General features: G+C 58.5%; 5 protein-coding genes. 1 reads left to right on the top strand and 4 read right to left on the bottom strand.

Annotated features, from left to right (window positions below):
- The first annotated feature begins 326 nt into the window (after positions 1 to 326).
- Positions 327 to 842: a hypothetical protein gene (locus SO140_RS45015; RefSeq protein ID WP_449384586.1), complete on the top strand. Its 516-nt coding sequence runs from the start codon at positions 327 to 329 to the stop codon at positions 840 to 842.
- Positions 843 to 2,081: 1,239 nt separating this feature from the next.
- On the opposite strand, the gene SO140_RS45010 is transcribed toward SO140_RS45015, so the two are convergent.
- The 4 genes from SO140_RS45010 to SO140_RS44995 form a co-directional block, all read right to left on the bottom strand.
- Positions 2,082 to 3,266 (bottom strand): acyltransferase family protein, encoded by a 1,185-nt coding sequence (locus SO140_RS45010; protein ID WP_449384587.1) that lies wholly within the window; start codon positions 3,264 to 3,266, stop codon positions 2,082 to 2,084.
- Positions 3,267 to 3,403: 137 nt separating this feature from the next.
- Complete coding sequence (locus tag SO140_RS45005) at positions 3,404 to 5,005, bottom strand: glycoside hydrolase family 17 protein (RefSeq protein WP_449384588.1); 1,602 nt, start codon at positions 5,003 to 5,005, stop codon at positions 3,404 to 3,406.
- A 153-nt stretch (positions 5,006 to 5,158) separates the two neighbouring features.
- Entirely contained in the window at positions 5,159 to 6,043 is an 885-nt protein-coding gene (locus SO140_RS45000; protein ID WP_449384589.1) for a sulfatase-like hydrolase/transferase, read from the bottom strand.
- Positions 6,009 to 6,398, bottom strand: a complete 390-nt coding sequence (locus SO140_RS44995) for an Arm DNA-binding domain-containing protein (RefSeq protein ID WP_449384590.1) — start codon at positions 6,396 to 6,398, stop codon at positions 6,009 to 6,011. Before SO140_RS44995 ends, SO140_RS45000 begins: the two co-directional genes overlap by 35 nt.
- Between the last annotated feature and the right edge of the window lie 277 nt (positions 6,399 to 6,675).

Below are 6,675 nucleotides of genomic sequence, written 5' to 3'. Positions count from 1 at the left end.
ATTATACACTCTCAACCGGCTACCGGCCTCTCGGCTCTTGCCCCCGCGCAGCGGGCTGGAGCGCAGCGACTTCGTGCTTTGGGCCCAAGCCGAACAGCGCTTCGCGGTAAACCGGACGCCGGGGTATGCTTGCCTCGACCGCCGCTTGTGACCCCGGAGCGGACATCGCCAAATCGCCTTTGGTCTCCAAAGTGCCTGCTTTAGCCAGTTACATGCCTTCCTGAAGCTTGGGAGTGGACATGAGACGACGGGCCGTTCTGCGGCGAGGTAGTCACGAACCCAACTCTTGATTCCCACATCAGCATCGCCCATCGCCTCATCGATCCATGAAGCTCACCGCCGAACGTCCCTTCGCCAACCCGGAAACCGCAGCGCGCAAGCTCGTCGAGCTCGCTGCCGGCATTGAGCCTGTGCAAGACGGCCGCATCCACATCGAGAAGATCAACGCGCCGCTTCTCGACACGCTGAAGGCCAGCGGCGAGGAGTTCGGCGCGGGCATCAACCTCGCGATCGATCGCGGCTGGCTCGAGATGCACGAGAGCGGGACCTACGTGCGGCTGCTGGCGAGTGGCAACACCTTGGAGCCGCTGGCTCGATCACGCTGCGACGCCCGCGGGGCTTCAACTATCGCTTGGGGCTACGGCTACCCTCTCGTCGCGGCAAAATACCGACCTTCTTCTAGACGCTTTCGTCAACGCGCTTGTTACCTTGCCGTGAACGCCGCGCGATGCGCTACCGCTCTTTCTGGATCGGCTCACCCGGTGCACGATCAAGCGGTGGGTGCTGCCGAGCGAGGCCGGTCGTGCCGGGCGGTGCGTCGTTCGCGGCCTGACGCGTGTTGACGCTCTCCAGCGTCGTGACGGACGCGACCACAATTGCGATGGCAAGAGCAACGGCAAATAGAGCCAACGCTGTACGTTGCCTGTCCATGACAACGGCCCTCCTAGCCAACGCTACAACGCCCCTTCAAACCCCCTGGTTCCTGGCAGGCCGTGGTGCGCCCTAGCCGTCTAGTTCACGAAGACTTCGATCACAGCGATAGCAGGATACAGGATGCATACGAGTGCAGGCGGCACCGCGCTGCACTATAGCTCAACGGTGTCGATGGTTGTTAGGCTCCGCAAAGAGACCTGTCCTCGCCTTTAGGCTGATCCGCTATCCAATCAGAAGGCCGCTAATGCTCGGCCAGCGAGGGAAGTGCTGCGGCTTTTATCCGGGATTACGTCCAGGAGAATGCACAGCGGGCATAGCGGTAACCTTTGAGAGCGCCCGTGCGGCGCTCCCGGCTGCGGGGGGGCGTGTTTTTGTCCAAACGGACGGAAGCCGATTTCGAGGACTGGCGGGATGAGCGCGACTAGGCGGCGGCGAAAGTGGGCCGCGTGTGCGCGCGGTGGGAGAGTGTTGGTCCGTTGAATGAACTTTTGCGCCAACCGCGCCCACTCGCGGCTGCAAGCGCTTGCGCCGCGTGACGCGCGGAGGCTGATGCTCGCTTTCTCTGGCCACTAATTAGCACGCTGGCACGATCGACGCTGGTTCCCGTCGGGCACTGGCACCGTCGCGCTCGCTCCCGTGGCGCTCGTGGAGCGAGAGGCTGTCTCGATCAACCCGGCCTAGATGTAGACCGCCCAGGTGCGCCTTCGGAATTACCTTGCTACCCAGACACTTTACGAGAAAGCGCGCGACACGATCTCCCCGAGCTGCAATCGTTGGGTCACGCGGTCGCAATGACGGAACTAACGGCTCTTATGCTGCGGACCTTGAGCAGCCTGTATAGCGCTAGGCGAGCCCCAACTATCGCAGGCCCTATATTGAAGGGCTGACTGATCCGCAGGGCTTAAAGTCTGTGATCAAATGTCCGTGCAAGCATCCATCATGTTTCTGGGCGAACGCGAGCACGCCAATGATCATCATACCCACCAAGACAAGTCCGGCTACGATATTCTTCATCATGGCTACCACTCCGGACAATTCTTCAGTGGTGTTCGATTCACTGCATCCGAACCATCAGTCGCAAGCCGATCGCCGAATATGCAAAGAGCGCTGTCCCGAATCTATCCGCACGGAGCTTGAGCTGATACGACTTACAGCACGTGCCTTGCGCCCGGAATCTTTTGCAACACTTCAGTCGCGCCCCAGCTCAGGAAGACAGTGAGCAAGAAAGCGATCAGGCCCTTGGCTATCGCCGGGATGTCGAAGTCGACCATCCAATACACCAGCCAAAGCACAATCGGGTAGTGCACCAAGAACATGCCGTAGGCAGCGGACTGCATAGGGTCGAGGCTGCTCCAGCCCGATTGCCTGAATCTCAAGAAATAGGCCAGGATCGCAAACATGATCGCCACGCTGAAGGACGCGAAGAACAGTGCATAGATCGCTTCATACCAGTTGGGCAGCGGGGTCGGGTTTCCGAGGATTTCGCGCTTGACGTAGATCAGCATCCACATGAAGCAATAGGGAACGAGTGCTAGAAGCGCCCAAGCCCAGCTGCGCTTTGCGAGCTGGCCATCGGAAGCCAGTAATCCGCCGTCCAGGTACCTGACGCCAATGCCCGCACCAAAAAAGAAGTAGGTCGCATACAGCAGTACGCGCCCGTGCTGGACCGAGAACGGTCCGAACTCGAACCAAGTGAATGGTCCAAAGTGAACTAGACCCGGGATGTAGAACACGGCGGTGACGGCAAGCATGGCTGCGAAGAATTGCGCTGGATGGTCATGGCCGTGTAGCGACAGGCGATTGATCGGATCGATCAGTGTGGGCGAGAGCTTGTAGAGGACGCTTGCGATGACGTCGAAGGTAAGCAACACCCAAAGGAACCAGATCGGGCCACTCGGCCAAGGTCCTTCGGTGATGGTTTTCCACCAGAAGTCGGCGAAGCTGACGTTTGGATGCTGACGCAGTTCAATCGCGTAGTAGGCTAACGGGATGATCGTGAAAGCACAAATCACGAAAGGCAAACCGAGCCGGATCAGGCGATCGCGCAGATAGTCCAGCGGTCCCTTGCGTGCGAGTCCCGGCCAGACAAACAGACCCGACAGAAAGAAAAACATCGCCATGAAGAAGCTGTCAGTGGCGAGCACGATCATGTCAAAACCGATCCACGACTTTGGATCGGTATGACCGAAATGGGTGTATGGAATGACGGCGTGATGGAGCAGTACCACCAGCGTGAGGAAGGTGCGGGTGCGGTCGAGTGCGGCGCTACGCGCTTTTGCTTTTGGCGGTGCCTGATCATTCGCTCGCACTTCCGTCTGCGAGATTGATGACATGATATACCTCGCCTGACTGGAACGTTTAAGTTTCCCGCCGAGGTAGCTGTAGCAAGCGGCGAGATGAAAGTCCGGAGCTTATGCCCTTCTGTCCGAAAGGAGCGTCCTTGAATGTGGCAAGCGGAGCGGCCCCCACGTCAAGCCCGCGTCCGCCATAGCGTAACTGCGAGCAGAATATAGACCCCGCAAGTCCACAGCGACTGCCAGTTGGCCGGCCCCTCGTTAATCCCTATGTAGATCGCTGCGAGCAGAAAAACGCCGGCAAACAAGGATTCCGCCATGGGGCGGCTTCCCTTTTCCGGGGCATTGAGGCGCGTCGCAACCGCAAAAGGCACCGCCGCCATGGTGAGAGCGGCAAAAGGAAAATCAATAAAGCGCGGGTCGAACACAAGACCGAGCGCGGTGGCGGTGCCGATTACGATGGTCACGATCCAGGCCAGCCCGTGCCAGATCGACACCCGTTCTGTCCGACAGTCCGTCGGACCCAGCAATTGCACAAAACTGGGCGTGGGGCGACCTGACATGAGAGCGTGTGCACCAAACACAGGTGAAGCAGTTGCCGTCACCAGAAGCGAGCCCCATAGAAGCGAGCCGCCTACTCCAACACGTTCATAGAACATCTTCTGGGCGGCCACCCCAAATAGAATTCCGGCCGTGGCTGCCGATATCCCGACTGCAAACCATGAGGCAAGGCTGCGCTTCCGAGGGCTTCGCCGCGAGGCCAGCCACGCCGCGCCAAATACCAGGATCGTGAGCACCATTCCGCTGCCCATCTGAAGCTTCCAGAACGGAAAATTACTGATGGGCACGCCGGGTGGATACTTCAGCGTGCGCCCGATGGAATCGAACAGGCCCCAGGATCCGCCAACCGTGCCCTCGATCTCTCGCTTCCACGATTCGTCATAAGCCTCGAACAGGTTGACGCGGAAATGCTCGCGCCGGGCAAGGACAAGGATTTCCGAGACCACCCGAGCCTGATTGGTGCGCGACGGAAGCGCGGCTTCGCGCATCCGCCCTTCGCTAGGCCAGCCTATTTCCCCGATCAGGATTTCCTTGCCCGGAAAGGCGGACGCTATCTGACGGCGAATGGTGTCGACGTGAGCGGCCGCCGATTCCGCTCGGACCGGAACATTCTCCCAATACGGCAAGATATGAACCGTGACGAAATCGACGGCGTCGTAAAGTTCGCGATTACTAAGCCAGAACTCCCAAACGTCGGCATATGTGACAGGGACGCTGACTTGCGCCTTGACCGATCGAATCGTCGCGGCGAGGTCGGAAGTGGTTATGTCCTTGCGCAACAAAGTCTCGTTGCCGACCACGAGCGCGATGATCGTTTCTGGATATTCTTTCGCGAGGCGCACCGCCGTCGAGATCTGGGTTGAATTCTTCTGGCGATCCCTGTCCAGAAAAATGCCCTGAATGACCTTCAGCCCCGCCTTCGCCGCAAGTTCGGGAATTTGATCGAGCCCAAGATCGGTCGCATAAGTGCGAATGCAGTCGGATATCTCCGCGAGTTGGGCAAGATCTTCAGCGATCTGTTCTCTCGACACCTGCGTAGCCGACGAAAGTGACGTTTGATTGCTGCGGAAGGGAGCATAAGATATGCATTGCACTTTGTTGTTCGGATCGACCGGTGCGTCGGCCAATTTGACTGGTGTGCCCAGCCACCCCCACACTGCGGCGATAGCGCACAGGGAAACCAACAGAAGCGTTAGTGGCGCGCGGAGAGAGACCAATTCCGGCCTCCTTGCAAGAGTGTTTTTTGGCTTCCTCAATATGCGAGAATTTCAGACACTTACTTTTTGATTTAGACCGTGGCCCCTTTGCTTCCATCCAGGCACTTCAAGTTAGGCCCACAAGGTGACCCAATACCAAGCTGCGGCAGAAGGTCAACGAGGCGGTGTATACGGGTCGGGGGTGCCGAGTTTGACAGGCGGATATTTACTTAGGCTTGCTTCGAAATCGGCAACAATCTTCAGCATCGGTTCGGCCACCCAAGTGTTGTAGGGAGCCACGTCGCGCTCTTCCTTCCGATCTCTCAGGAGGTTGATGACGATTGGCAACGGCAGCTTCTGTGGGATGTCGTACATACCTTCTTGCTTGATGAGATGCATCTTCCAGTTCCGCCATTTGACGGCCGTCAACCGATCGGCCACGTACGCGGGAAAGCCTTCGCGGTTGGAAGCTTCTTTCTTTCCGAGGAAAAAGTCCAACTTGGCAATGGCCTGTATGCGTGCGTTGGGTGGCGCATCGGCGTGACGCATGATGGCGGCAAGAGATCTTACGGCCTCACCTGTATAAGCCCGACACAGTGACCTTATGTCCGGTGGTATTGCTCTGCGTGCCAATGCTTTACGGGGTGGGTACCCCCTCCCTGTTAGCGCCCTAGCGTATCCATCAAGCCCGTCGATAGCGCGATCGTTTGGAATGTCCGCCCCGCCGACATGTGCAAGTGTCGTGAACAGGTCTACCATGTGGACAATCTCGTTGTTGGCGCGACCGGCTGGCACTTTGCCGGGCCAACGGATGATGAATGGCGTTCGCAGTGAGGCCTCCATTGCTGTGAAATACGTGCCCCGCCAAGGTCCACTGTCCCCTTCCCACGGGTGGGTCGCTTCCGGACCATTGTCGCTGGTGAAAATCACCAGCGTATCGTCTTCAACGCCCGCTTGTTTGATGGCGTCGAGGATTTTCCCGGTACGGTAGTCCATCTCGGCTAAGCAATCGGCCCAATCCCCATTACCAGTTCCGCAGGTGGAGCGATGTCTGCTCAAGACTCTGCGGCTTCATGTCCTTGGCGCGTAGGTCGAGATATTCCTCGGCCAATAAGCCGAACAGCTGCTTGTCATCGGCGCGACCCTTGGCTTTGACGGCAACCGGGTCATTACCCTCGTCGATGCCCACCAGCAGCTTGCGGGCCTTTTTTCGGGCCTCGTCCACCGTAAGGACACCAACCTTCCCAACGGTGCTGCGGCGCTGGAATTGGCCCTGTCGCCACTGAATAATGAACGTGCGGGAGCCGCCGGCTCGGACGCGAAGATAGAGGCCGGGCACTTCAGTGTCGGCATACAGCGTGTCAGTACCCTTCACCGACAGAGTACGAACTGACCCATTCGTCAGCTTGGCCATGTGGACCCTCTGGGAAGCGATTGGGAAGCAAGACCAGGCGCTTCGTGTCGTCGCGTGTCGCCTATGACTAAGGGTATGAGTCCAGAATCCTCATAAAACAAGGGATTTGGAAGCTACGGTCATCCGATGGCAGAGAATACTTTGGGACTTTTAATCACGGGGTCCTGGGTTCGAGCCCCAGCGCGCTCACCAAGCTAAATCTGTCCGGCCCGAAGACATGGGTAACGGACCGTACCTAAGACATGGGTGACAGCCTCGTGCCGAACGGGTTGTCGAG

Source organism: Bradyrhizobium sp. UFLA05-108 (genome assembly GCF_059803455.1).
Note: the sequence above shows the minus strand (reverse complement) of the source record. Positions and strands in the feature narration are given on the sequence as shown.